General features: G+C 66.8%; 19 protein-coding genes. 2 read left to right on the forward strand and 17 right to left on the reverse strand.

Annotated features, from left to right (window positions below):
• Window positions 1–24: 24 nt before the first annotated feature.
• The 10 genes from qoxA to H582_RS0109505 form a co-directional block, all read right to left on the reverse strand.
• The gene (gene qoxA / locus H582_RS0109460; RefSeq protein WP_043111151.1) at window positions 25–1011 is read right to left on the reverse strand and encodes a cytochrome aa3 quinol oxidase subunit II; all 987 of its coding nucleotides are present in this window, start codon (window positions 1009–1011) and stop codon (window positions 25–27) included.
• 174 nt (window positions 1012–1185) lie between these two features.
• On the reverse strand, window positions 1186–1416 hold the full coding sequence (locus H582_RS26780; protein WP_043111152.1) for a hypothetical protein: 231 nt from the start codon (window positions 1414–1416) through the stop codon (window positions 1186–1188).
• Window positions 1417–1511: 95 nt separating this feature from the next.
• On the reverse strand, window positions 1512–2222 hold the full coding sequence (locus tag H582_RS0109470; protein ID WP_028598360.1) for a peptidylprolyl isomerase: 711 nt from the start codon (window positions 2220–2222) through the stop codon (window positions 1512–1514).
• A gap of 46 nt (window positions 2223–2268) precedes the next feature.
• The gene (locus H582_RS26785) at window positions 2269–4773 is read right to left on the reverse strand and encodes a transglycosylase domain-containing protein (RefSeq protein ID WP_052333106.1); all 2505 of its coding nucleotides are present in this window, start codon (window positions 4771–4773) and stop codon (window positions 2269–2271) included.
• Window positions 4774–4924: 151 nt separating this feature from the next.
• Window positions 4925–5170, reverse strand: a complete 246-nt coding sequence (hfq, locus tag H582_RS0109480) for an RNA chaperone Hfq (RefSeq protein ID WP_028598361.1) — start codon at window positions 5168–5170, stop codon at window positions 4925–4927.
• On the reverse strand, window positions 5167–6159 hold the full coding sequence (miaA, locus tag H582_RS0109485) for a tRNA (adenosine(37)-N6)-dimethylallyltransferase MiaA (protein WP_028598362.1): 993 nt from the start codon (window positions 6157–6159) through the stop codon (window positions 5167–5169). The genes hfq and miaA overlap by 4 nt, the downstream gene beginning before the upstream one ends.
• Window positions 6146–6943, reverse strand: a complete 798-nt coding sequence (locus H582_RS0109490; protein ID WP_028598363.1) for a class I SAM-dependent methyltransferase — start codon at window positions 6941–6943, stop codon at window positions 6146–6148. The genes miaA and H582_RS0109490 overlap by 14 nt, the downstream gene beginning before the upstream one ends.
• Window positions 6940–9117: a DNA mismatch repair endonuclease MutL gene (mutL, locus tag H582_RS0109495; protein WP_028598364.1), complete on the reverse strand. Its 2178-nt coding sequence runs from the start codon at window positions 9115–9117 to the stop codon at window positions 6940–6942. The genes H582_RS0109490 and mutL overlap by 4 nt, the downstream gene beginning before the upstream one ends.
• Before the next feature lie 53 nt (window positions 9118–9170).
• Complete coding sequence (gene mutS / locus H582_RS0109500) at window positions 9171–11912, reverse strand: DNA mismatch repair protein MutS (RefSeq protein ID WP_028598365.1); 2742 nt, start codon at window positions 11910–11912, stop codon at window positions 9171–9173.
• A 231-nt stretch (window positions 11913–12143) separates the two neighbouring features.
• The gene (locus tag H582_RS0109505; RefSeq protein WP_052333108.1) at window positions 12144–13601 is read right to left on the reverse strand and encodes an aminotransferase-like domain-containing protein; all 1458 of its coding nucleotides are present in this window, start codon (window positions 13599–13601) and stop codon (window positions 12144–12146) included.
• A gap of 128 nt (window positions 13602–13729) precedes the next feature.
• On the opposite strand from H582_RS0109505, the gene H582_RS0109510 reads away from it, so the two are divergent.
• Entirely contained in the window at window positions 13730–14368 is a 639-nt protein-coding gene (locus H582_RS0109510) for a LysE/ArgO family amino acid transporter (protein WP_028598367.1), read from the forward strand.
• A 127-nt stretch (window positions 14369–14495) separates the two neighbouring features.
• Window positions 14496–15515 carry an aminoglycoside phosphotransferase family protein gene (locus H582_RS0109515; RefSeq protein ID WP_028598368.1) on the forward strand — a complete coding sequence of 340 codons (1020 nt, stop codon included), beginning with the start codon at window positions 14496–14498 and terminating at the stop codon, window positions 15513–15515.
• A gap of 142 nt (window positions 15516–15657) precedes the next feature.
• On the opposite strand, the gene H582_RS26790 is transcribed toward H582_RS0109515, so the two are convergent.
• The 7 genes from H582_RS26790 to H582_RS0109550 form a co-directional block, all read right to left on the reverse strand.
• Window positions 15658–17484: a putative amidoligase domain-containing protein gene (locus H582_RS26790; protein WP_052333109.1), complete on the reverse strand. Its 1827-nt coding sequence runs from the start codon at window positions 17482–17484 to the stop codon at window positions 15658–15660.
• Between the two features lie 173 nt (window positions 17485–17657).
• Window positions 17658–18224, reverse strand: coding sequence for an outer spore coat protein CotE (locus tag H582_RS0109525; RefSeq protein ID WP_028598369.1), 567 nt, complete (start codon window positions 18222–18224; stop codon window positions 17658–17660).
• A 188-nt stretch (window positions 18225–18412) separates the two neighbouring features.
• Complete coding sequence (locus tag H582_RS0109530; RefSeq protein WP_052333110.1) at window positions 18413–19408, reverse strand: aromatic acid exporter family protein; 996 nt, start codon at window positions 19406–19408, stop codon at window positions 18413–18415.
• Between the two features lie 175 nt (window positions 19409–19583).
• Window positions 19584–20354: an ABC transporter permease gene (locus H582_RS0109535; protein WP_052333111.1), complete on the reverse strand. Its 771-nt coding sequence runs from the start codon at window positions 20352–20354 to the stop codon at window positions 19584–19586.
• A 131-nt stretch (window positions 20355–20485) separates the two neighbouring features.
• On the reverse strand, window positions 20486–21283 hold the full coding sequence (locus tag H582_RS0109540; RefSeq protein WP_028598372.1) for an ABC transporter ATP-binding protein: 798 nt from the start codon (window positions 21281–21283) through the stop codon (window positions 20486–20488).
• 34 nt (window positions 21284–21317) lie between these two features.
• Window positions 21318–22313, reverse strand: coding sequence for an ABC transporter substrate-binding protein (locus tag H582_RS0109545; RefSeq protein ID WP_028598373.1), 996 nt, complete (start codon window positions 22311–22313; stop codon window positions 21318–21320).
• 763 nt (window positions 22314–23076) lie between these two features.
• Window positions 23077–23318: transposase (locus H582_RS0109550; protein ID WP_028598374.1), on the reverse strand; the 242-nt coding region annotated here is incomplete at its 5' end.

A 23318-nucleotide genomic window follows, 5' to 3' on the forward strand; every position in this document is an offset into this window, starting at 1 on the left:
GGATCTATTTCCTCCCCTTGCCGCCTATTGGCTCGAGTCCGGCTGATCGCCGGACGCCGCGGAATCAGCCGCCTGGCTGCCGCCGGCGGAGCTGTCCTGCTTGTCTTTCTTCACCGGGAACGCGCCCCGGATGTCGAGGCCGTTCGCCGGATGGTGATGGCCGCCGTTCTGGATGACGATCGAGTTGAACAGCGTCGGCTCGAGGTCCCCGAACGTCTGGATCGGCGCGGTGCCCTTCACGGCCAGCTGCTGATAAGCCTTATGGTCCAGCTTCGCCGGCTCCTGCTTGGACTTCTCGATCCAGGCGTCGAAATCGTCCTGCGTCATCGACGTGACCTTGAAGTTCATCTTGGCGAACTCGCTGCCGGAGAAGTTGGCGCCGGAACCGTAATACTCGCCCGTGCCGTCGGACTGCAGCCACATCCGCATCGCCATTCCCGGCATCGTATACATCATGCCGCCCAGCTGCGGAACCCAGAACGAGTTCATCGCTGAGTTGGAGGTGAGGACGAACTGGATCGGCGTCTTTTCCGGGATGTTCAGGTAGTTGACCGTCGCGATCCCCTGGTCGGGATACTGGAACAGCCATTTCCAGTCCATCGACGTGACCTGGATCGTGACCGGCTCGACATGCGCCGTCTCGGCCGGCGGCTTGATCAGCTTGTACGTGTCGCGCACCGTGAAGTAGCCGAGCAGCGCGACGATGATGATCGGAATCGTCCACCAGATCGCCTCGAGCTTCGTGCTGTGCGACCAGTTCGGCTCGTAAGGCGCCTTGTTGTCCGGCTTGTCCCGGTACCTCCAGACGATATAGGCGAAAATCGCCAGCACCGGCACGACGACGACGGCGCACAGAAGGACGGAGATCCAGATGAGGTCCTTCTGGATTTCCGCGACCGGTCCTTTCGGATCGAGGACGATCGCATTTTCGCACCCGGCCAGGAATACGGCCATTCCGGCTCCGGCCAGGACCGTCCCCAGCCTGCGGAGCCGCTTGCGTGCAGCTTTCATTGTTTCATCTCCTTTAGGCCATCTCCAAGCATATTACCCACAATTCGGGAATGTCCCCTGCCGTCCGCAAAGATACGGTTCCCTCTCTCGCAACCAGCATATCAAAAAGGACGCGTATCCGCGTCCCCGTTAACGAATCCGTCTTATTTTTGTGCGAATTCCGTAATACGTTGTTCAACGAATTGTCTTATCTTGCCCATCCTCCGCGATTTCTTCCGAGAGTGGAAACATGCTTGCCGCGATCATGACGACGGGCGAGGCGACCAGGCAGCCCATCCCGAGCATGAGCGGCAGGTTGCGGTCGTTGAACGGAGTGAGGAAAAAGAGGCAAAGCACGGCTCCTGTCGCGGCCAGCGCCCACGCATAGCCTTGAAGCATGGCCGCCATCGTCATTCGCTTGTCCATGAGGAACTCCCCCTTCTGCTATGGTTCAGCATATGAGGAAATTCACAAAAGGTTCACCCGTTCGGGGGAGATTCGTCACAGACGCGAGGAACGGATCAGCTTTCCTGGATGTCGATGGACTCCATTTTGACGACCGTCGTCGGCTTGCTGGTCTCGCCGCTGTTCGGGTCGACCTCGACCGGCGTCGCCGCGATCTTGTCCACGACGTCCTGGCCGCTCTCGACCTCGCCGAAAATCGCGTAGTTCGGCTGGGCGTCGAGGCCGCGCACGCTGTCGCCGGTGCCGATGAAGAACTGGCTGCCGCCCGTGTTCGGACCGGCGTTGGCCATGGCGACGACGTACTTGTCGTACGAGTGGCCGTTGTTCAGCTCATCGGGAATCGCGTAGCCGGGACCGCCGGCGCCTGTGCCTGTCGGATCTCCGGTCTGGACCATGAATTCCTGGATGATGCGGTGGAACACGACGCCCTCGTAGAAGCCCTCTTTGGCGAGGAAGACGAAGTTGTTGACGGTCTGCGGAGCGTCCTTGGCGAACAAGCGGATCGTGAACTCGCCCTCCGTCGTCTTGACGACGGCTTTGTACGTCTTGTCCGGATCGATGGCCATGGCGGGAGCCTTGTCCCATTGCTTGGCCGGCTCGGCCGACGGCTCCGGCGAGCTGGCCGGGCTGGCGGTGGCTGGCGGCTCCGTGTTCGAGGAGCCTCCGGCTCCTCCGGTCGCGTTGCCGTCGGACTTGGCGCCGCAGCCGCCCAGCACGAGGGCGGCGGCGAGCAGAAGAGCGGATGTGGAAGCGAGCATGCGGTTCATGGATTGGATCATCCTTTGCTGGTGGGATGGGCTGCTGGCTGGCGAATCAAGGCGAGACGAAGCCGGCGCCTTGGGCGGCCTCGTCTCCGCTGGCAGGACCTTCGGTCGGCGGCGTTCCGCCGTCCGTGGCTGCCTGCTCGGTCGGAGTCGGCATTGGGGTCGGCGTCGAGCCCGGTGTCGGCGTCGGAGTCGGAACGGCCGGCTCGCTCGGCTCCGTGCCCGGTTCTTCGCTCGGGGAGGGCTCGGCAATCGGCGGCTCGCTCGGCGTCGGGCTCGGAGACAGCTCGACGCCCGGGATCTCGACGAAGATTTTGGCCGACGGCACGCCTTCTTGTCCGCTGGCATCGTCGTACGCGGTCACGTAATATTCATAGCTCATGCCAGGCGCGACGGACAAGTCCGCCACTCCAGGCGAGGCCGCGTCGAGGATGCGGGCATAGTCGGCTTCGCCTTCTGCCTTGCGGTAGATGCGGTAGCTGATCGACTCGCCCTCGACCGGCGACCAGCGCAGCGCGACGAGCATGGCGTTCTCGTCGTAGCTGCCTTGCAGGTCGAGCACCTGATCGGGCTGCTCGCCCGGAGGCGGCGTCTGCGGCGTTGGCGCAGGAGCCTTGTCGAAGGAGCCGCGCGGAACGTCCTTCATCGCCTTCCGCATCACTTTGGAGAACAGCGCCGCAGCCGCGGAGCTGCTTTTCTTGAGCAGATGGTCCTTGTCGGTCTTGTCGTAGCCCATCCATACCGCGGCCGTCCATTCCGGCGTATAGCCGACGAACCAGGCGTCGCGGTTGTAGCTGGACTTCAGTCCCGGGATGCCGTGCTGGGTCGTGCCCGTCTTGCCGGCGAGCGGGCGGTCGATCGCCGCTCCGGCGCCCGTGCCTCCAGACTGGACGACTCCCTGCATGATCTGCGTCATGTAGGCGGCCGTCTGTTCCTTCATGAGCTGCTTCGGCTTCGGACCGGCATACTCATAGACCGTCGCTCCGTCCGAGCTCTCGATACGTACGATCGTATGCGCGTCGACCGAGCGCCCGTCGTTGGCAAAGGCGCTGTAGGCGGTCGCCATCTGCAGCGGCGAGACGCCCGTCGTCAGGCCGCCGAGCGCGATGCTGAGGTTGCGGTCCTTGGACTTGTCGAGCGGCATGCCGAGCTTCTCGGAGAACGCGACGCCCTTGCTGACGCCGATCTCGTTGAGCAGCCAGACGGCCGAGGCGTTGCGCGACTCCTTGAGCGACTGCGCCATCGTGATCGGACCGATGTACTTGACGCGGTTGGAATCGGTCGGACAGTAGTCGCCGTAGCATTTCATGTCGTCGCGCAGGATCGAGTCCGGCGTGTAGTCGCCCGTGTCGAGGGCGGGTCCGTACACGGTGATCGGCTTGAACGCGGAGCCCGGCTGGCGCGGCACGGTGACGCGGTTCCAGCCTTTGCGGACGTAGTCGCGGCCGCCAATCATCGCCTTGATCGAGCCGTCGCTATGGTCCATGATGACCATCGCGGCCTGCTGCTTCTGGTCGTCGGGCGACTTTTCGAAGTTGCTGTCGTCGTCGAACGCGTCCTCCACCGTCTGCTGCGCCGTGGCATTGAGCGCCGTGTAGATCTTGAAGCCGCCGAGGCGGATCTCGTCCTCGGTGCGGCCCGTCACCTGTACCGCTTCCTTGACGGCGTAGTCGACGTAGGTCATGAATTTGTTGCGCGAGCTGCCGGTGCTGTAATTGTCCAGCGGCTTGTAGACGACAGCCTTGGCCTGCTCCATCTCGGCCTCAGTGATGTAGCCTTGATTGTTCATGAGCGTCAGCACGACCGCGCGGCGGCCGGCGGAGCGCTCGGCGTCGTCCTTCGGATTATAATAGCTCGGCGCCTTGGGGATCGCGGCAAGCGTAGCCATCTGCCACAGCTTGAGGTCCTCGAGGCTGCTGTTGAAGTAATACTTGGCGGCGAGCTTGACTCCGTACACCCCGTTGCCGAAGTAGATCCGGTTGAGGTACATCGTCAAAATCTCGTCCTTGCTCAGCTGGTTCTCCAGCGCGACGGCGATCGAAGCCTCGGTCGCCTTGCGGAAAAACGTCTTGTCCTGGTTGAGGAACAGGTTGCGCGCCAGCTGCTGCGTGATCGTGCTGGCGCCTTCGACCGCGCTGCGCGCGATGATGTCCTTGACGATGGCGCGGCCGATGCCGATGACGTCGATGCCGGAATGCTCCTCGAACCGCTTGTCCTCGGTGGCGATGAACGCGTTCCGCAGCAGCTCCGGCAGCTCGCTGAACTGCGCGTCCTGCGAGTTGACGGAGGCGAGGCTCGCGATTTTGCCGTTGCTTGAATCATAGATTGCCGACGCGTCTCCGCGCAGCAGCACGTCGCGGTTGGCCGCGAGGATGCGCTCGCCGTTCAGGATGACGAGCAGATAGCCGACGATGGCGCAGACGACGCCGAGCGCGCCGGCGAAAAACAATCCGTAAAACCATTTGCGCTTGCGGCTGGCGCGCGAGCGCCCCCGTCCCTTCGCCGATTTGGCCCCGGACGGGCGGCCTTCCCCTTTTTTTCTCTGTTCTGGCATATGGCTCATGACTCCTTCCGGTCGGTCCTAGCTTCTCCCGTTATAGGTATACCCCGCAAACAGAAGAACAACCCTGCCGGAAGAGCGGGTTGTTCTTCGGACCGATATTCAACTAACGAGGAAAAGACGGGAAAGGTTTCATCGGGGGTGCTCAGGCTCCTGCGCCCGGCGTCTCCTGCTGCATCAGCGATACGTTGCGCTGCGGCGTGAACGTCGAGATGGCATGCTTGTACACCATCTGCTGGCGTCCGTCCGAGTCGATGACGATCGTGAAGTTGTCGAAGGCGCGGATGACGCCCCGGATCTGGAAGCCGTTCGTCAAGTAAACCGTCACCGGAATGCTGTCCTTGCGCAGCTGGTTCAGGAACGTATCTTGAATATTGATGGATTTGTTCATTGAGAGTTACCCCCGTCACAAGAAGATTGGTTAGTGGTATATTCAAGACCGCAGCCTAGCTTTCCTGCTAGTATAGCATGGATGCGCTCCAAATTGTTGTGAAAATTTTCCCCCGCGTCGATCCATTCGATGTCCTTCATATGGCGGAACCAGCTCAGCTGCCGCTTGGCGAAGCGCCTCGTATCGCGCTTCAGCAGCTCCGCCGCCTCCTCCCTCGAGCGCTCTCCGCGCAGCCACGGGACGAGCTCCTTGTAGCCGAGCCCCTGCATCGCCACCGCATCGTCCGGCACGCCGGAGGCGAGCAGCCGGGCGACCTCCTCCGCGAGCCCCTCCTCCATCATCAGATCGATCCGCCGCTCGATGCGGCGGTACAGCTCGGCCCGATCCATCGTCAGTCCCAGCAGACATAGTTCGTAAGGCGATTCCTTTTTCTGTCCGGCGAGCTGGCCGCTCATCGTCTCGCCCGTCAGATGCAGAATTTCCAGCGCGCGGATGACGCGGCGCGTATCGTTCGGATGCAGCCGGGCCGCGCTCTCGGGATCGGCGGCCGCGAGCCGCGCATGCAGCGCCTCCGCGCCCTGCGCCTCCCCGAATGCCTGCAGCTCGGCGCGATAGCTCTCGTCGGACGCCGCCTGCGAGAACCGGTAGCCGTAGCAGACCGACTCGATGTACAGACCGGTGCCGCCGACGATGAACGGCAGCCGGCCGCGCCCGGCGATCTCGGGAATGAGCCGCGAGCAGGCTTCCTGAAAGTCCGCGGCCGAATACGACTCGCGCGGATCGCGGATGTCGATCAGATGATGCGGGACGCCTTCCATCTCCTCCGGCCTGATCTTCGCGGTGCCGATGTCCATGCCCCGGTACACCTGCATGGAATCGCCGGAGATGATTTCCGCTCCGTACGCCTTGGCGAGCTCGAGGCTCAGCTTCGTCTTGCCGACCGCCGTCGGTCCGAGCAGGACGAGCAGCGGCGGCTTATGCGGGGTCATGCTTGCCAATCGTTATCACTCCATATCCGACAGCCGACGTCTTTTTGCCCGGACAGCGGACGAAGCCGAGCCGGCCGAATTCGGGACTGTGGTTCGTTTCCTTGAGCACGACGGCGCGCCTCGCCACCCGCATCGCCTCGCGGACGGCGTCGGGATGAAGCGGCTCCGGGTTGGCGAGGCCGCGCAGCGGGCCGATCGAGCTCGACTCATGCACCGGATCGCGGAACATCGGGTCGAAATAGACGATGTCGAAGCTGTCGTCCGGGAGCGAGCGGAGATGCTCCGCATAATCGGCGCGGACCGCGCGGATGCGGCGCAGCGCGGCCGTCACGTCGGGCAGCTCCGTCTCGTACGTCCGCAGTCCGTCGCGGACGACCGCATGCAGCACGGGCTCGCTCTCGAGCGCCGTCACCTCGCCCTCCGGACCGGCCGCGTAGGCGAACACGATCGCATCGCCGGCCAGACCGGCCGTGCAATCGAGCACGCGGTCGCCCGGGCGGACGCCTGCCAGCTCGACGAGCGGATCCGGCTCGCCCTTGCGCAGCCTTTTGACCCGCACATAGGCCATGCTCGGATGAAAATAGAAGGGCGGCTCCTCGGGGCCGCCGTAATAGCGCAGCTGCGTGCTCGTCACGACGAGCAGCTCGCGGTCGCCCGCCTGGGCGGCAAGCTGGCCGAGCGTGCGGCGGCGGCGCGGCTCCAGCCGCGCGCCCAGCTCCTCCGCCAGTCGCGCCGCCGTCGCCAGCATGTCCGCCGACGGCTGATCCGTCGTCGTTACGATCATGACATCACCCGCTTGAACATTTTTTCCAGCTGATAGACCGAGATATGGACGAGGATCGGCCGGCCGTGCGGGCACGTATACGGCTGCGCGCATGCCGCGAGCCTCGCCAGCAGCGTCTCGCCTTCCTCGCGGCTGAGCCGGTCGTTCGCTTTAATGGAAGCTTTGCACGAGCACAGGATCGCCGCTTCCTCGCGCAGCTTGGCGATGTCGACGGCGCGCTTCTCGCGCAGCGCCCAATCGGCCATCTCCTCGACCAGCTCCTGCTCCCGTCCCTTCGGGAACCAGTGGGGATGAGAGCGGACGAGGAAGCTTTGCGGCCCGAACGGCTCGAGCTCGACGCCCGCCTCCGCCAGCAGCGGCAGCCGCTCGACCAGCTGCAGCGCGTCCGCGCTCGTATATTCCAGCGTGAACGGCAGCAGCAGCGGCTGGCTTTCGCCGCTCACCTCGCCGAACTTGCGGTAGTAATATTCGTAGTTGATGCGCTCATGGGCGGCATGCTGGTCGATCAGATACATGCCTTCCTCGTTTTGCGCGATCAGGTACGTGCCGTGCAGCTGGCCGACCCAGCTCAGCTCCGGGAATCCGGCAGCGTCGGCCGCTGGAGCGCCGCCGGCCGCAGGAACGGCCGGATCGGGCGCGAGCTCCGGCGGCGGACTCGCGCTCGCGCCAGCGGCGGCGGCGACGGGGAGCGACGGAGCGCTGTCCGCTGCGGCGGCCGCGGAATTGGACGCGGCCGCATCCGGCGGCGAAGGCGTACCGGCCGGATCGGCCGGCGAAGCCGCGTAGCCGGCGGCGGCGGACTCGCGCCAGCCGGCCGCGCCGAAGGCGCCGGCAGCGGGCGCGTACAGCCGCTGCGCCGCATCCGGCGGCACGGCCGGCGGCTGCGCGGCGGGCGCCCGCCACGGTCCGGCGGCGACGCTGCCCGGCGGCGGGCCTTTGCGCGCCGAAGCGGACGCGGAGCCGCGCGCGCCGTCCGTGCGCGGCGGGGCGCTGCCCGCGGCAGGCGCGCTCGCGGCCGCCGTCTCGGCGGCGGCCATGCCGCCGGAGGCGGCGCCGGCGCCGGCGGCCGGATCGGCCGCCGGCATCCCGGCGAAGCCGGGCTCCGGCTGGTGGAAGCGCAGCTGCTCCTGCCGGTACACCGGACCGGAGCGCTCGCCCCGGCCGGACTCGGGACCTGGAATATGGCGCCTTCCGCCGAGCGCGGCGCGCGCCGTTTCCTCCACGAACGCCTTGAGCTCGGCTTCCTTGCTGAACCGCACCTCCATCTTGGACGGATGCACGTTGACGTCGACGAGCCCCGGATGCATGCCGATCTCCAGCACCGCGACCGGGAAGCGGTTGATCGGCAGCAGCGTGTGGTAGGCGGCGAGCAGCGACGACTGCACGGCGAAGCTGCGGATGTACCGGCCGTTGACGACGGTCGTCAGCGCGCTGCGGCTCGCCCGGGTCAGCTCCGGCTTGGAGATGTACCCGTTCAGCTCGTAGTCGGCATGCTCGCCGCGCAGCGGCAGCATCGCCTTGGCCGTGCCGGTGCCGTAGACGGCGGCGATCACCTGCAGCCGGTCGCCCGTGCCGGACGTGCGGAGCAGGCTGCCGCCGTTATGCGTCAGCGAGAAGGCGATGCCCGGATGGGCGAGCGCGATGCGGTAAATATAGTCCGAGATATGGCCGAGCTCGGTCTGGATGCTTTTCATATATTTGAGGCGGGCGGGCGTGTTGAAAAAAAGGTCGCGGACGGTCATGTCCGTCCCCTGCGAGCAGCCGGCATGCTCGTCGGCGGTCAGCTGGCCGCCTTCCATGCGGATGCGGCGGCCGAGTCCGCTGTCGCCGCTCGCGGAGACGCATTCGACGCGCGCGACGGCGGCGATGCTCGGCAGCGCCTCGCCACGGAAGCCGAGGCTCGCGATCCGGAACAGGTCGCGGTCGCTCAGCAGCTTGCTCGTCGCATGCCGCTGGAACGCCGTCTCCATGTCCTCCGGCTCGATGCCGCCGCCGTTGTCCTGCACGCGGATGAGGCTCAGCCCGCCCTCCTCGATCGTGATGTCGATCGAGGTCGCGCCGGCGTCGACCGCGTTCTCCACCAGCTCCTTGACGACGGAGGCCGGCCGTTCGACGACCTCGCCCGCGGCGATCTGGTTCGCCAGATGCTCGTCCAGCACATGGATCTTGCCCATCGTTCCCCACCTCCCTGGGTTGAAAAATCAGCTGCCGACCGAGTCAGTCCGGCTCAGCCGAGCCGGCCCTTCTCCTCGTTCAGCCACTGCATCGCCTGCATCGGCGTCAGGTTGAACAGATCGAGCTTGCGCAGCCGCTCCGCCAGCTCGTCCGCCGCGTCGGCGCCGCGGCCTGCGCGGCGCTTGCCTCCGCCGGCAGCCGGCGTCTCCGGCTCGCCGAAGATCGACAGCTGGACCGCCGTTTGCGGCGCGGCCGGCCGGCCCGATGCGATCGGCTCTGCCGCGGCCGTCGGCCGCTCGTCCGGGCGCGCCTGCGTCTCGATCGCCTCCTCGTATGCGGCGGCGGCTTCGCGAGCGGCCAGCCCCTCGCCGCGGCCATGCTCGCCGGCGCGTGCGGACGCCGCGGCAGGCGCTTCGTGTCCGGCGAGCAGCTCGTAGGCGCGGCCGATGATGCTCTCCGGCAGGCCGGCAAGCCGCGCGCAGTAGATGCCGTAGCTCGTGCTGGCCGCGCCGGGCACGAGCCTGCGCAGGAACGTCACGTCGCCGCCGCTTTCCTTGACCGCCATGCTGGCGTTGCGCAGGCAGCGGAGCGACTGCTCCAGATGCGACAGCTCGTGGAAATGCGTCGAGACGAGCGCCTTGCAGCCGGTCCGGTCATGCAGGAACTCGATGACCGCCTGCGCGATGCTCATCCCCTCCGCCGTCGACGTGCCGCGGCCGAGCTCGTCGATGATGACGAGGCTGCGGCGGGTCGCCTTGTCGGTCATCTGCTGGATGTCGCGCATCTCGACCATGAACGTGCTCTGTCCGCCGGCCAGATCGTCCGCCGCCCCGATGCGGGTGAAGATGCGGTCGACCAGCGGCAGCCGCGCCGAGCGCGCCGGCACGAAGCAGCCGATCTGCGCCATGATGCAGATGAGCGCCGTCTGGCGCATGTAGGTGCTCTTGCCGGCCATGTTCGGGCCGGTGATGAGCAGCACGCGCGCGCCGTCCTCGCTCAGCTCGGCGCCGTTGGCCATGAACGGCGCGCCGTCCAGCACCGCCTCGACGACGGGATGGCGGCCGCCTTCGATCGACAGGTCGTACTCCTCTCCCATCTGCGGCCGCACGTAGCGGCGCTCGGCGCTGACCGCGGCGAGCGACTGCAGCACGTCGGCGCGGGCGATGACGTCCGCCAGCCGCTGCAGCCGGTGCAGCTGGTCGGCAATATGGTCGCGCAGCTGCAGGAACAGGCTGTATTCGAGGTCGGTCATCTTCTCCTCGGCCTCGAGGATGAGCCGCTCCTTCTCCTTCAGCTCCGGCGTGACGAAGCGCTCGGCGTTGGCGAGCGTCTGCTTGCGCTCGTAGCGGCCTTCGGGCAAAGAGCCGAGATTGGCCTTGGACACCTCGAGGTAGTAGCCGAACACCTTGTTGTAGCCGATCTTGAGCGAGCGGATGCCCGTCGCCTCGCGCTCGCGCCGCTCCAGGTCGGCGAGCCAGCGCTTGCCTCCGCTGCTCGCCTCGCGCAGCTGGTCGAGGTAGTCGTCGTAGCCGGCGCGGATGAGCCCGCCCTCGCGCGTCGACACCGGCGGCTCGTCCACGAGCACCGTGTCGATCATCTCGCGCAGGTCGCCGCAGTCGTCGACGCCGTCCGCGAGCCGGCGCAGCGTCTCCGAGCCGGAGCCGGCCAGCAGCGCCAGCAGGCTGGGCACGCGCTCCAGCGACGCCTTCAGCGCGGCCAGATCGCGTCCGCCCGCCGTGCCGTAGGCGACGCGGCCGACGAGGCGCTCCAGATCATAGATGCCGTCCAGCTCGGCGCGGATGTCCTCGCGCTGGATGAGGTCGGCATGCAGCGCCGCGACCGCGTCCAGCCGCTCCTCGACCGCCGCGGCGGACAGCAGCGGCTTGTCGATCCAGCGGCGCAGCAGGCGTCCGCCCATCGACGTCTTGGTGCGGTCGAGCAGCCAGAGCAGCGAGCCCTTGCGGCTGCGGCCCTGCACCGTCTCGGTCAGCTCAAGGTTGCGCCGGGTGAACGGATCGAGGATGAGATACTGGCTCGGCTCGTAGCCCTGCACCCGGCGCAGATGCCCGAGCGAGCGCTTCTGCGTCTCGGCCAGATAGCCGGCGAGCAGCGAGACGGCCCGCAGCCGCGCCGGCGGCAGGCCGTCCAGCGCGCCGTCCGGCAGCAGCTGCCGCAGCTTGTCCTCGTCCATCGGCAGCCGCTCGGTGTAGAGCGCCGGCCGTCCGGCCGCGGGCGGCTGCGCCCGCAGCCGCTCCAGCACGGAGGCGTCGCCGACGATCTCCGCCGGTCCGTAGACGTTGATTTCGTCCTGCAGCAGCTCGGACGCCTCGTCGAACGACGTCGCGTACAGCTCGCCGGTCGACAGGTCGCAGGCCGCAAGCGCGAGCTGCCCCGCCTCCGCCGCGACGGAGACGATGTAGTTGTTGGCCTTGTCGGAGAGCGACTTGCTCTCCATCACCGTGCCGGGAGTGACGACCCGCACGATCTCGCGCCGGACGACGCCCTTGGCGACGGACGGGTCCTCGACCTGCTCGCAGATCGCCACCTTGTAGCCTTTCTCGATCAGCCTCGCTATGTATCCTTCCGCCGAGTGGTACGGCACGCCGCACATCGGGATGCGGTCCTCGCCGCCTCCCGCGCGGCCGGTGAGCGTAATTTCCAGCTCCTTGGCGGCCAGTACGGCGTCGTCGAAGAACAGTTCGTAGAAGTCGCCGAGGCGGAAAAACAGAAACGCATCCTTGGCTTCTTCCTTTATGGATAAATATTGCTGCATCATCGGGGTCAAAGCGGCCACGTGCGTACCTCCTGGGCAGGCTTCGACGCGTCTCGCCTGCATTCTATGAAAACCGACCTTCATTATACCAGCAGAACGGAATCCTTACAAAAGAAGAAACACGCCAGAGCCGGACCGCATCGAGGCTCGGCCGTGCTTCTGCAGCCGGCGGCGCAAGCATCGCGGGCTCTTGCGACGGACGGAGGATTTACCCGGTTTATGTTTAACCTGACGATCCATTCACCTCGTTAACTAATCGAAAGAACGGATCAGCCCCGCCAGCTCGCGGATGCCTTCGCGCAGGAGGGCCGGCGGCGCATAGGCGAACGAAAGGCGCAGATGCTGGCGGTCGCCGCGGGCGTAGATCTCGCCGGGATGGACCAGCAGGCCGGCGCGCAGCGCCGCATCGAACAGCTTCGGCATCGGAAGCGGGCGGCGCAGCGCCAGCCAGATGTAGAAGCCTCCCTGAGGCACGCTCCAGTCCGCCAGATCGGCTGCATGCTCGCGGAGCGCCGCCAGCGCCAGATCGCGCCGCGCCTTGAGCTCGGCTCTCAGGAACGCCAGATGCCGCTCCTGCTCCCCGCTGAGCAGCCACTCGGCCACAGCATGCTGCGAGAGCGAGCTCGAGCCGTAGTCGGACTGCATCTTGACGTCGGCCAGCCGTTCGATGACCGGCTCCGGTCCGGCGATCCAGCCGATGCGCAGGCCCGGACCGAGCGACTTCGAGACGCTGTCCAGATAGAGGACGAGTCCTTGCCGATCCCTCGCCTTGAGCGCGGCCGGCGGAGGCTCGTCAAGCCACAGGTCGCCGTACACATCGTCCTCGATGATCGGCAGGCCGGCCCTGACGCATGCCTGCAGCAGCCCCTCCCTGCGCCGCTCCGGCATGACGATGCCGGTCGGATTGTGAAAGGAGGGCTGGACGTACAGCATCGACGCCCGATGGCGGGCGGCCAGGCGGCGCGCCTCGTCGTCCCGCATGCCCTGTCCGTCCATCGGCACTCCGACCAGCCGGACGCCGGACGTGCGGAACACTTGGACCGAGCCGAGATAGCTCGTCTGCTCCGCCAGCAGCGTCGCGCCCTGGCGCAGCAGCCCGAGCGCGATCAGCTGCAGCCCCTGCAGCGCGCCGGAGACGATCAGCACCGACGACGGCGAGGCGCGGATGCCTCTTGCCTCGAGCCTAGCGCTGACCGCCTCGCGCAGGCGCAGGCTGCCGCGCGGCTCCGGATAGGCGAGCGGCAGCCCCTCCGGCCGCTCGGCCAGCAGCCGCTGCATGGCGGCCGAGGGCAGCAGCTCGGGCGCGAGCTCGCCCGTGCCGAGCCGCAGCAGCGCAGGATCCGGCTCCGCGTCGTTGATCTGCCGGATCAGCTCCAGATTGGGCGCATGCAGGCCGTCCCGCACGTAGCGCCCCCAGTCGGGCGGCGGCGAATCGGCGGCTGCCTTCCAGACATCCGCGGCTACCGTCGTGCCGCGTCCGACCTCCGCCCGCAGCCAGCCGTCCGCGGCCAGCTCGCCGAGCGCGTAGACGATCGTGCTGCGGTTGACGCCGTAAAGCTCCGCCAGCTGCCGCTGAGGCGGCACTCGCGTGCCGGGCGGCCATTCGCCCGTCACGATCTTCGTCCGCAGCTCCTCCTGGATCTGCCGGTAAAGCGGCTCTGCCTCCTTGCGATTCCTTTCTCCGCGCTTCGGCACCGCTGCCACCCCCATCGCTTGATAGCCCTCAGTATAGCAGATTGGTCGGGTTCAATAGCAACCAATTGGTTGGAGACGCCGCCGCGCCGCGCGTCTACACTTGAACGAGACCGATCTTATCGCACACGAGGAGGCTTGTCCGAATGTCGAATGCCGCTTGGCATGCGTTCATCCTTGCTTTTGGGCTCATCCTTCCGCTCGGGCCGCAGAACCTGTTCCTGTTCAGTCAAGGCGCGGCCCAGCCGCGGCTGCTGCGGGCTTGGCCGGCCGTCGCGACGGCCGCCGCCTGCGACACGCTGCTGATCGCCGCGGCCGTTTTCGGCGTCTCCCTCGCGGCGCTGAGCCATCCGCTGCTCGCGGCCGCGCTCTATGCGGCGGGAGTCGTCTTTCTGATCGTCATGGGCTTCTCCATCTGGAACAGCCGTCCGGCTCCCGCCGAGCCGCAAGCAGGCGTCGCGGCGCTTCCGGCGCGCAGGCAGGCCGCTTATGCCGCTTCGGTGTCGCTGCTCAATCCGCATGCGCTGCTGGACACGGCCGGCGTCATCGGGACCGGCTCGCTCGCCTACGAAGGCGCCGACAAGACGATCTTCGCCGTCGTCTGCATCGCCGTCTCCTGGTTCTGGTTCGCCGCGCTGGCCGCAGCCGGACGGTGGGTCGGACGAAGAAAAGGAAGCGTTCGGATCATGGCGGCTCTCGCACGCCTGTCCGCGCTGACGCTATGGGCGATGGCCGCCGTCATGGCCGCCGGACTGCTGGGCCAGCTGAGCCGCCTCGGCTGGTGACGGCAATCGCGCAGAAAGCGATAAAAAATAGGTATAGGCGAACGTTCCTTTGAGTTCTCGCCCAGGAGCGGGTACGTTTGAGGCAGTCATGAACGATCTGCATCCGCAGACGCAAAGGAGATGAGGAATGGACCGCGAAGAAAAAACAGGAATGGAGCCCGAGCGGCTCGCGCAGGTGTTGAGCCGGATGCTGGGCAAGGAGGTCATCCGCGCCGATTGCCGGCTCGAAAAGCTGCATGGCGGGACTTTAGGCGATGTTCAGCTTGCCGCAGGCATCGCGGAAACAGCCGATGGGAACAAGGAGCCGTATCGGCTCGTTTGGAAGACGCAGAAGAGGTTCGAGCGTCACGGCGATCCGCTTTCATGGCGTAGGGAATATGATCTCTACGCGGCGCCCGATCTAGACAAGCTCTTGCCGAAATCGTTCCGTCGCCCGGCATGTTATCGCGCCGAGCTGAACGACGAGGAGATCCAGCTGTGGCTGGAATATATCGATGGCCGCTCCGGCATGGAGCTGACCACGGACATGCAGGAGCAGATCGCCCGGGAATGGGGGCGGATCCAGGGCAGGCTATACGCGGAGCAGCCTGCGGCATTGCGGAATCTGCCCCATTTGAGCCAGGTCGAATACACGAAAAACGGCTATTTGCGCTATCGGTCCTGGCAGGAGCTGCATGCTCGCATCCGCTCGGATGGATGCGGGCTTCCGAAGCATCTGCGCCAGATGCTGATCGATTTCGACGAGCAGGCGGACGCCGTTTTCAGCCGCATCGAGCAGCTGCCGGTCGTGCTCTGCCATCGGGATTTTTGGGTGGCGAACCTATTCCATACGGATGACGGCATCGTCCTGATCGACTGGGATACCGCCGGATGGGGGTACATGGGCGAGGATATCGCCAGCCTGATCGCGGATGAAGCGGATGTGCCCCGCATGATCGAGATCTACCGGACCTGCGTTCCGGCCTATCTCAGCGGATTCAACGAATGCTCTGGGGCAGCTCCCATTGCCGATCCTTTCATCTACGAAAGAATGCTTATGATGTACGGATACCGGCTTGTCGAATGGCATGAATTCGCCGGGTCGCCGGAGGAAAAGCGGCTGCAGCTGGATACGCTGCAACAAATCTATGACATGAAGCCAGCCTAGTACCCGATTTATTTCGCGGGCAAGGCGTTGGAAAAGATGCTCCTGAGCGAGCTTGCACGCCCGCCCGATATCGCCGAAGAGGCCGTCTCCGCCCCAGCGGAGACAGCCTCTTACGCCATTCCTGACGAAGCCTGCAGCCGGATCAGCCGCGTTCGAACAGGTTCGTCTGCGCGCCGGCAGCGCCGCTGGCCGCCTCCGCGCGGGCGGAGGCTCCGCTGGCCGGGTGCCGTCCGTCCGCTCGGGCTTGGTCAACCTGCCGTCCGCCCGCTCGTTCCTCGCCCCCCTTCGACGGACGGACGGTTGGCCCCTCCTCCGCTCTCGGAATGCCCCAGCGCAGCCGGAGGTCCGCCTTCTCGTCCCAGCTTTTGCCGGCCTCGACCGCCTCGAGAAAAGGCTCCAGCAGCGAGGCGTGCTTTCCATAGGAAGGCGCCGTCCGCAGGCTCGCCCGCAATCGCGGCAAGCAGTCCGCCATCCGCTCCCGATCCCCCGCATAATACGCCTGCGCGTACTCCGGCTCCGCCGCCGGCAGCTCTGCCAGCCAAGCCGCATCCTCTGCCGCCAGCAGGCAGACGGCGAGCGCATAACGCGCCGCGGCCGGCGAGACGAGCCAGCTCGGCAGCGTGCGGTACTCAAAGCCGCCATGCGGCTGCCGCCGGCTGTCGCCGAGCGTGCCGTAGCGCGGCCGCCGCCCTCTGCCGGCGGGATCCTCCGCCAGCGCGAGCGGCAGCGCCGCATAGCTGTCGAGCGCGCGCAGCAGCCTCGTCGTCAGCTCGAGGCCGCTGAGATGCACATGCCCGCCGAGCGCGATGCCCGGCACCGGCATGCCGCCCGCCGCGAGCCGCATGCCCGGCTCGGCCGCGCCGCGGCGGGACGCCAGCGCCAGCAGGCGCCGAATCCGCCGGAGCAGCTCCTCCGGGTCCTCGGCCGGCTCCGGCCGCAGCTCGCCGACCGGCTGGCGCAGGCTTTGCCCGGCGACAAGCACGTCGCTGCCGACCGGACTGTGCAGCCCGCCGAGCCGGGAAGCGGAGGCGACCCGTCCGTCGGCGCGCAGCAGCAGGAACTCCGGATCCGCGCCGAGGCGCAGCGGACGGTCTGCTTGCCCGCCGGCACGCTGCGCCTCGGCCCGGACGACGGCCGCGAGCCGCGACGCCGCATCTGCCCAGCGCTCCGCCGCCGGCGGCGGCAGCCGCTCCGCCTCGGGCGGCAGCCCGCCCGGGCCGACGGGCCGAAAGATGCGGCTGCCCGCGAGGCGCAGCCCTTCGAGCCGCATACGTCCGTCGTCGGCGACGCGCACGAGCAGCTCGGCGGCATCCAGGCCGAGCTCGTAGGCCGCGCGCCAAGCCAGCCTGCCCGCGCGGCGCAGCTCCGGATCCTGCGCGCCGGTCGCCGCGACGCTAGATGCCGCGTCGTCCGGCGCCGGCGCGGCCGGCAGGCTCGCCCGTCCGATGCCCGGACGGACGCGAGCCGTCCACAGCGTCTCCAGATGGAAGACGCCGATCCAATACAGCCGGCCCGAGCTGCCGAACGCTTCGGCGCGCCCGCTCGTCCCGTCCTGCCGCTGCTCGGCGTCCTCGCGCCCGGCGCGGATGCCGGCATGGCCAAGCCTCCGGGCCATCCGCTCCGGCCCCATCGCCGCTGCATCGGCTGCTCCGGCGTTCAACACCCACGGGCTCCCGCCATCCGGCGCCGTCCATCCGCCCCAGCGCGCGCCTCCCCAGAGCAGCACCGCGTCGTAGCGGGACAGCTCCGTCCCCGGCCGCCAGCGCTCCGCAGGCGGCAGCGGCGATGCTTCCCTGCTCGTACCGCCTTCCACTGCCCTGCCCGTACCGCCGACCGCCGCCCTCCCCATATCGCCATACGCTTCCCTGCCGGTACCTCCATACGCTCCCATGCCCGTGCCGCCGACCGCTCCGCCGTCCGCCCCGTCCTCCCCCTCGTCTCCGCAGCATAGCCACAGCCTGCCCGCCATGCCGCATCCCTCCCGTCGTCCCGCCGGCGGACGGAAGGCTCGCGTCTCGCCTCATGCGGCGATCCAAGCCCCGCCGATCCGGGCGGCCGCAGATGAAAAAAAGAGGGCTTTCGCCCTCGAATCGTTCCGACTGCCTGCATACCCTGCAGTAAGCCCTGCAGCAAGCCCTTCGTTTACAGCTCGTCGTCGAGCAGATCGGGGTCCAGATCCTCGAAGCTGCCGTCACCGTCGTCGTAGCCGTATTTGTCCTTGCCGTCGAAGTCGTCGCAGCCGCCCGGGACGACGGCTACGCACACCTTCGTCTCGGCGATCATCTCGACGCTGAACTCGCGCTCCACGCGCACGACGACCGAAGAGCCGCTCGAGGAGATGTTCGCCTCGATGCAGTTCGGCTCCTGCGTCGACTCCGCCGATACTTCCTCCGTCGAAGCCCGGTGCTTCGGGTCGACATAGGACAGCGGAATGTTCTCGACGTAGGAGACCGTCTCCTTCGCGACATCCGTCTGCGAGTTTTTGTTGTACGAATACCAGATGTTGATGTCGTACGATCCGACCACCTCGATGCCGTCTCCCGACCGAACCGCCTCGTATTGGTGGTTGATTACCCAAGCGCCCAGGATGCTGGTGGGGCGGTGAGGGGGAGTGACGGTATGGGACACCGTCGAGAACTTGCGACCTTTCCCGCAGACAGCTTTCGTGATGATCTCTCTAGTCTGAAGCTGTTTATCTGCAATCGTCATTTCGTTTAACCTCCTCCATGCCATCATTCCTTACAAGTGTATGCAGGTCATTCGTCTAGGGTGACTGCTTTCTTCATTCGGACGCCGCAACGAATTATACCTGTTCCATTGTATGGGGCAGGCCGGAGGAACATGACACAGGGGCGGCCGTCGGCCGAAAAAAAGTCTGTCCCGAGCCGCGGACGCGGTCAGCGGCCTGAAGCGGCGGCCTCGTCGCCGCCTTCCTCGCGCCGCTTCTTCAGGCGGCTCGCCGTGTCGAGGAAGCGGTCCAGCTCCACCGTGAACTGGAGCAGCGCCGAGCGGATCTCGAACTCCTCGCGCGTGCGCGGCAGCTCCATCGAGCGGAAGCTCTGGCGCAGGGCGGCCAGCGCCTCGCGCGGCCCGCTTTCATAATAGTCGGAGCGGATCGCCGCCTCCATCGTCTCAAGCAGCTCGGCGATGCGCTCGGCCTGCGGCACCGCTTCCCGGTCGTACGCATGAGCGAGCAGCTCCATCATCGAGCCGATGCTCTCGAGCTGCCGGCGTCTCATGCCGAAATAATCGTTCCAATAAAACCGCGGCGCCCACGGCCGGTTGTGCTGCTCGCGCAGCGCCCGCTCGAGCCCTTCCCGCACAAGCCCGTCCGCCTGCAGCAGCTCCGCTCCGTCCCATAGCGTGTCGGGCTTGCGCATGACCGCCGCCATGCCGGCGAACAGGCCGGCAAAGCGGTCCTCGACGAGCGTCCGCAGCTCCGCCAGCCGGCTGCGTTCGCCCGGCATGTAGGCGTTGTTGATCAAGGAGGCGCAGCCGAGCCCGACGAGCAGCAGCAGCACCTCATTGACGAGCAGCTCCAACGTCACCTCGCCGGCCGCATACACATGGAACACGAGCACGCTCCCCGGCACGATGCCGCTCTGCAGCTTCAGCCGCGACAGCACCGGGAAGACGAGCAGCACATAGATCGCCGCCGTCCAGATCGCATATCCGATCGCCTCGAACAGCACGGAGGAAGCCGCGAGCGCGAGCAGCGAGGCGCTGACCCGCTCGAACAGGCTGCGCAATCCGCTGCGCCTCGTCACCTCGACGCCGAGTATCGCCAGCACGCCGGCGAACAGCGGCTGCTCCAGGTCCAGCAGCTGCGCCGTCGCGATCGCCGCCGCCACCGCCGCCGCCGTTTTCGCCACTCTCCAGCCGATCCACTTCATGCCGCCACCATCCCGCTTTCCCGCCGATCTAGCCAAAAAGCTCCGCCGGCAGCCGGCGGGCGGCTGCGGCGGAGCCGCATGGCTCGCCTTTGTTCCATCGTAGATCGTCGCCTGCCGAACGTCAACCGGGTCGAGGCGGTCCGCCCGCCCCGCGCCGCAGCATTCCGGTCAGCCGCTAGTCGCGTCCGCCGGAGACGATCCGCTTTTCCAGCAGCGCCACGGCCTGGTACATGAGCGTCGCGGCGACAGCGATGACGACGAGCGTGGAGAGGACAAGCGTGAAGTTGAACACCTGGAAGCCGTAGATGATCAGATAGCCGAGTCCTTCCTTGGCCACCAGGAACTCGCCGACGATGACGCCGACCCAGGCGAGCCCGACGTTCACCTTGAGCGTCGAGATGATGACCGGGAACGAGCCCGGCAGGATGACGAGGCGGAACAGCTGCCAGCGGGAGCCGCCGAGCAGCCGCACGACCTTCACGAGTCCCGGCTCCATGTCGCGGAACCGGTTGCAGATGCCGATCGTCGTCACGATGACCGTCATCGTCAGCGTTACCGCCAGGATCGAGACGAAGCCCTGTCCGAGCGCCACGATGAAGATCGGCCCCAGCGCCACCTTCGGCAGGCTGTTGAACACGACCAGATACGGATCGCATACCCGCGCCAGAAAAGGAAACCACCAAAGCAGCGCCGCGAGCGCCGTGCCGAGCAGCGTCCCGAGCAGGAAGCCCGAGGCGGTCTCCGCCACCGTCACGCCGACATGCGGCCACAAGGTGCCGTCCGCCGACGAGCTGGCGAGCAGCCCGGCGATTTTGGACGGGTAGCTGAACAGCAGCGGATCGATCCAGCGCAGCCGGCCGGCCGCCTCCCAGAGCCCGAGCAGCGCGGCCAGCACGAACAGCTGCACGCCGAGCACGGCGGCGCCGATTCTGCGGCTGCGCTTCATATAAAGGCGATGCAGCTCCGCCAGCCGGCTCTCCGGCACCGACGACAGCGACAGCCGCTTGCGGCCGCCCCTTCCGCCCTTACGGCCGGAGCCGGGGGAGCCTCCGCTGCCGCTCCATACTTCGAGCTCGTTCATCCCGCCTCTCCCCCTTCCGCTTCTCCGGCGCTCATCTCCAGCCACAGCTCGTCGAACACGGCCTGGAACGCCGGATGCTTGCGCGCCTCCGTCGGCGCCAGCCTCCGCAGCTCCGGCGGCACGGCGATCTCGGCCCGGATGCGGCCGGGATGCGGCGCGAGCACGATGACGCGGTCGCTCATCGCCGCCGCCTCGGCCAGATCATGGGTGACGAGCACGGCCGTCTTGCCGAGCCGCCGCAGCGTCGCCTGCACGAGGTCCTCCAGCTGCATCTTGATCTGCATGTCGAGCGCCGAGAACGGCTCGTCGAGCAGCAGCACCTCCGGATCCGGCGCGAGCGTGCGCGCCAGCGCGACGCGCTGGCGCATGCCGCCCGACAGCTCGCCGGGGTAGCGGCCGCCCGTTCCATCCAGGCCGACCTCCGCCAGCAGCCGACCGGCCGCCTCGATCCGCGCCGCGGCAGGCGCCCCTCCGATCTCGAGGCCGAGCGCGGCATTGTCGAGAATCGTGCGCCACGGCAGCAGGCAGTCCTGCTGCAGCATGTAGCCGACCTTGGCGGAAGGCTTCTCGACCTCCCGGCCGCCTACCCGCACCTCTCCGGACGCCGGCCGCAGCAGCCCTGCGAGCAGGCTGAGCACGGTCGTCTTGCCGCAGCCGCTCGGCCCGACGAGGCTGACGAACTCGCCGCGCCCGACGGCCAGGCTGAGCTCCTCCACCGCCAGCGACGCGCCTTGCCGGCCGACATACACATGCGACACCGAGCGCAGCTCCAGCATAACGCTTCTCTCCGCCATCCGCTTCCTCCTCTCCCGCCGCCCTCTCGGCGCTCTACTTGCCGGCCTTCTCCGCGAAGGAGTTGTCGACCAGCTTGCCATGCTCCGCGCGCTCCTTGAGCTCGCCTGCCGACGTCATGACGTCGAGCAGATTGTTCCATTCCTGCTCGTCGATGATCGGGTTCTCGGCATAGGAGCCTTGCTGCTTGTAGCGGTCGATCGAGGAGACGAGGATCGCTTTGTCGGTATTCGGGAAATACGTGCCGACAGCGTCCGCGATGTCCTCGGCGCTATGCTCCTTCACCCAGGTCTGCGCCTTCTGCAGCGCGTCCGTGAACTTCTGCACCGTATCGGCGTTCTTCTCGATATAGCTCTGCTTGCTCATGAATGCCGTATATGGCAGCTTGCCGCTCTCCACCCCGAACGAGGCGACGACCTTGCCCTTGCCTTCCTGCTCGATCATCGACGCCTGCGGCTCGAACAGCTGCACGTAGTCGCCGGTGCCGGAGGCGTAGGCGGCCGTGATGTTGGCGAAGTCGATGTTCTGGATCAGATCGAGATCCGCGTGCGGATCGATCCCATGCTTCTTGAGCGCGAACTCGCCGGCCATTTGCGGCATGCCGCCTTTGCGCTGACCGAGGAATTTCGCTCCCTTGAGGTCGTTCCAGTCAAGCGGCTTGCCCGAGCGGGACACGAGGAAGGTGCCGTCCGTCTGCGTCACTTGGGCGAAGCTCAGGACCGGATCGTCCGCGCCTTGCTGGTAGACGTAGATCGACGTCTCCGGACCGACCAGCGCCACGTCGACGCCGCCGGACAGCAGCGCCGTCATCGTCTTGTCGCCGCCGGCCGTCGTCTGCAGCTCGACGTCCAGCCCCTCTTCCTTGAAAAAGCCTTCGGCCAGCGCCACGTACTGCGGAGCGTAGAAGACCGAGCGGGTCACCTCGCCGATGCGCACCTTGACCGCCTCTTCCTTCCCGGCGCCGCATCCGGGCAGCGCCGCCATCGCCAGCGCAGCCGCCAGCATCAGCCCCGCGATCGCCTTTCGATTCATGTCAGATAGCCTCCCTTGGGTTCGAACGTTCTGTGCTGTAGCCTATGCGCGGCTGGCGGGAGGGGTGCATAGGCCGCACGCCGCATGAGGACGGCTTGAAAAGCAAACAGCCGGGGGCAGATTTGCCCCGGCATGGACCGGCTCGCGCGTCGTGGAGCGGGCATCGTCACCGGCAGCGCTTGCCTGGCGGAGCTGGCACTGTAACCGGAGGCGCTTGTACGGCGGAGCCGGCTCCGAAACCGAGGCGCTTGTACGGCGGAGCCGGCTCCGAAACCGGAGGCGCTTGTACGGCGGAGCTGGCTCCGAAACCGGAGGCGCTTGTACGGCAGAGCTGGCTCCGAAACCGGCACCCGCTTCGCGGAGCGGGAACTCGTTCCGGCCTCCAAGGGAACCGCTGCCGCTTCTCCACGAGCCCCCGTCCGCTTCGCTCTCCGGTTCCCCATCGGCTGCCGCTTCGCTTGCCAGCCGCAATCCGATTGCACGCCGTTTGGCTCTCCTCACCCCCGAGCCCTTCGTTATCGGGCCTCCGGCCAGCCCGCAACTCGATTTTTTCGACTTGCTCGCGCCGAGTTGCTCGGTTTTTCCGCGCAACTCCGCCCGTTTCCCTTGCTGCACACCCGAGTTGCTCGGTTTTTCCGCGCAACTCCGCCGTTTCTCCCGCTGCACGTCCGAGTTACTCGGTTTTTCCGCGCAACTCCGCCCGTTTCCGGTCAAGTCCATAATTGTGTGTAAAAACACTTCTCGGTAGAAAATGGAATCGGGTTTAAAGGCTGTCCGTCGCTTCCGTCATGGTGGTGCTGGTTTCCTGCTCCTCCGAGCCGGCGCCCTGAGTGGCTTTCTGCTTCTTCCACGCCTTGAAGTCCGTCATGTCCATGTACGGCTTCTTCGTCATCCAGTACTCGTTCTCTTCCATGAGCATGGCTCCGATGAGGCGAAGGACGGAAGCGCGATTGGGAAAGATGCGGATGACCGTCTCGCGCCTGCGGATCTCCCCGTTCAGGCGCT

The sequence above is a fragment of the Paenibacillus pasadenensis DSM 19293 genome, from assembly GCF_000422485.1.
In the GTDB taxonomy this organism is placed as follows: Bacteria; Bacillota; Bacilli; order Paenibacillales; family Paenibacillaceae; genus Paenibacillus_O; species Paenibacillus_O pasadenensis.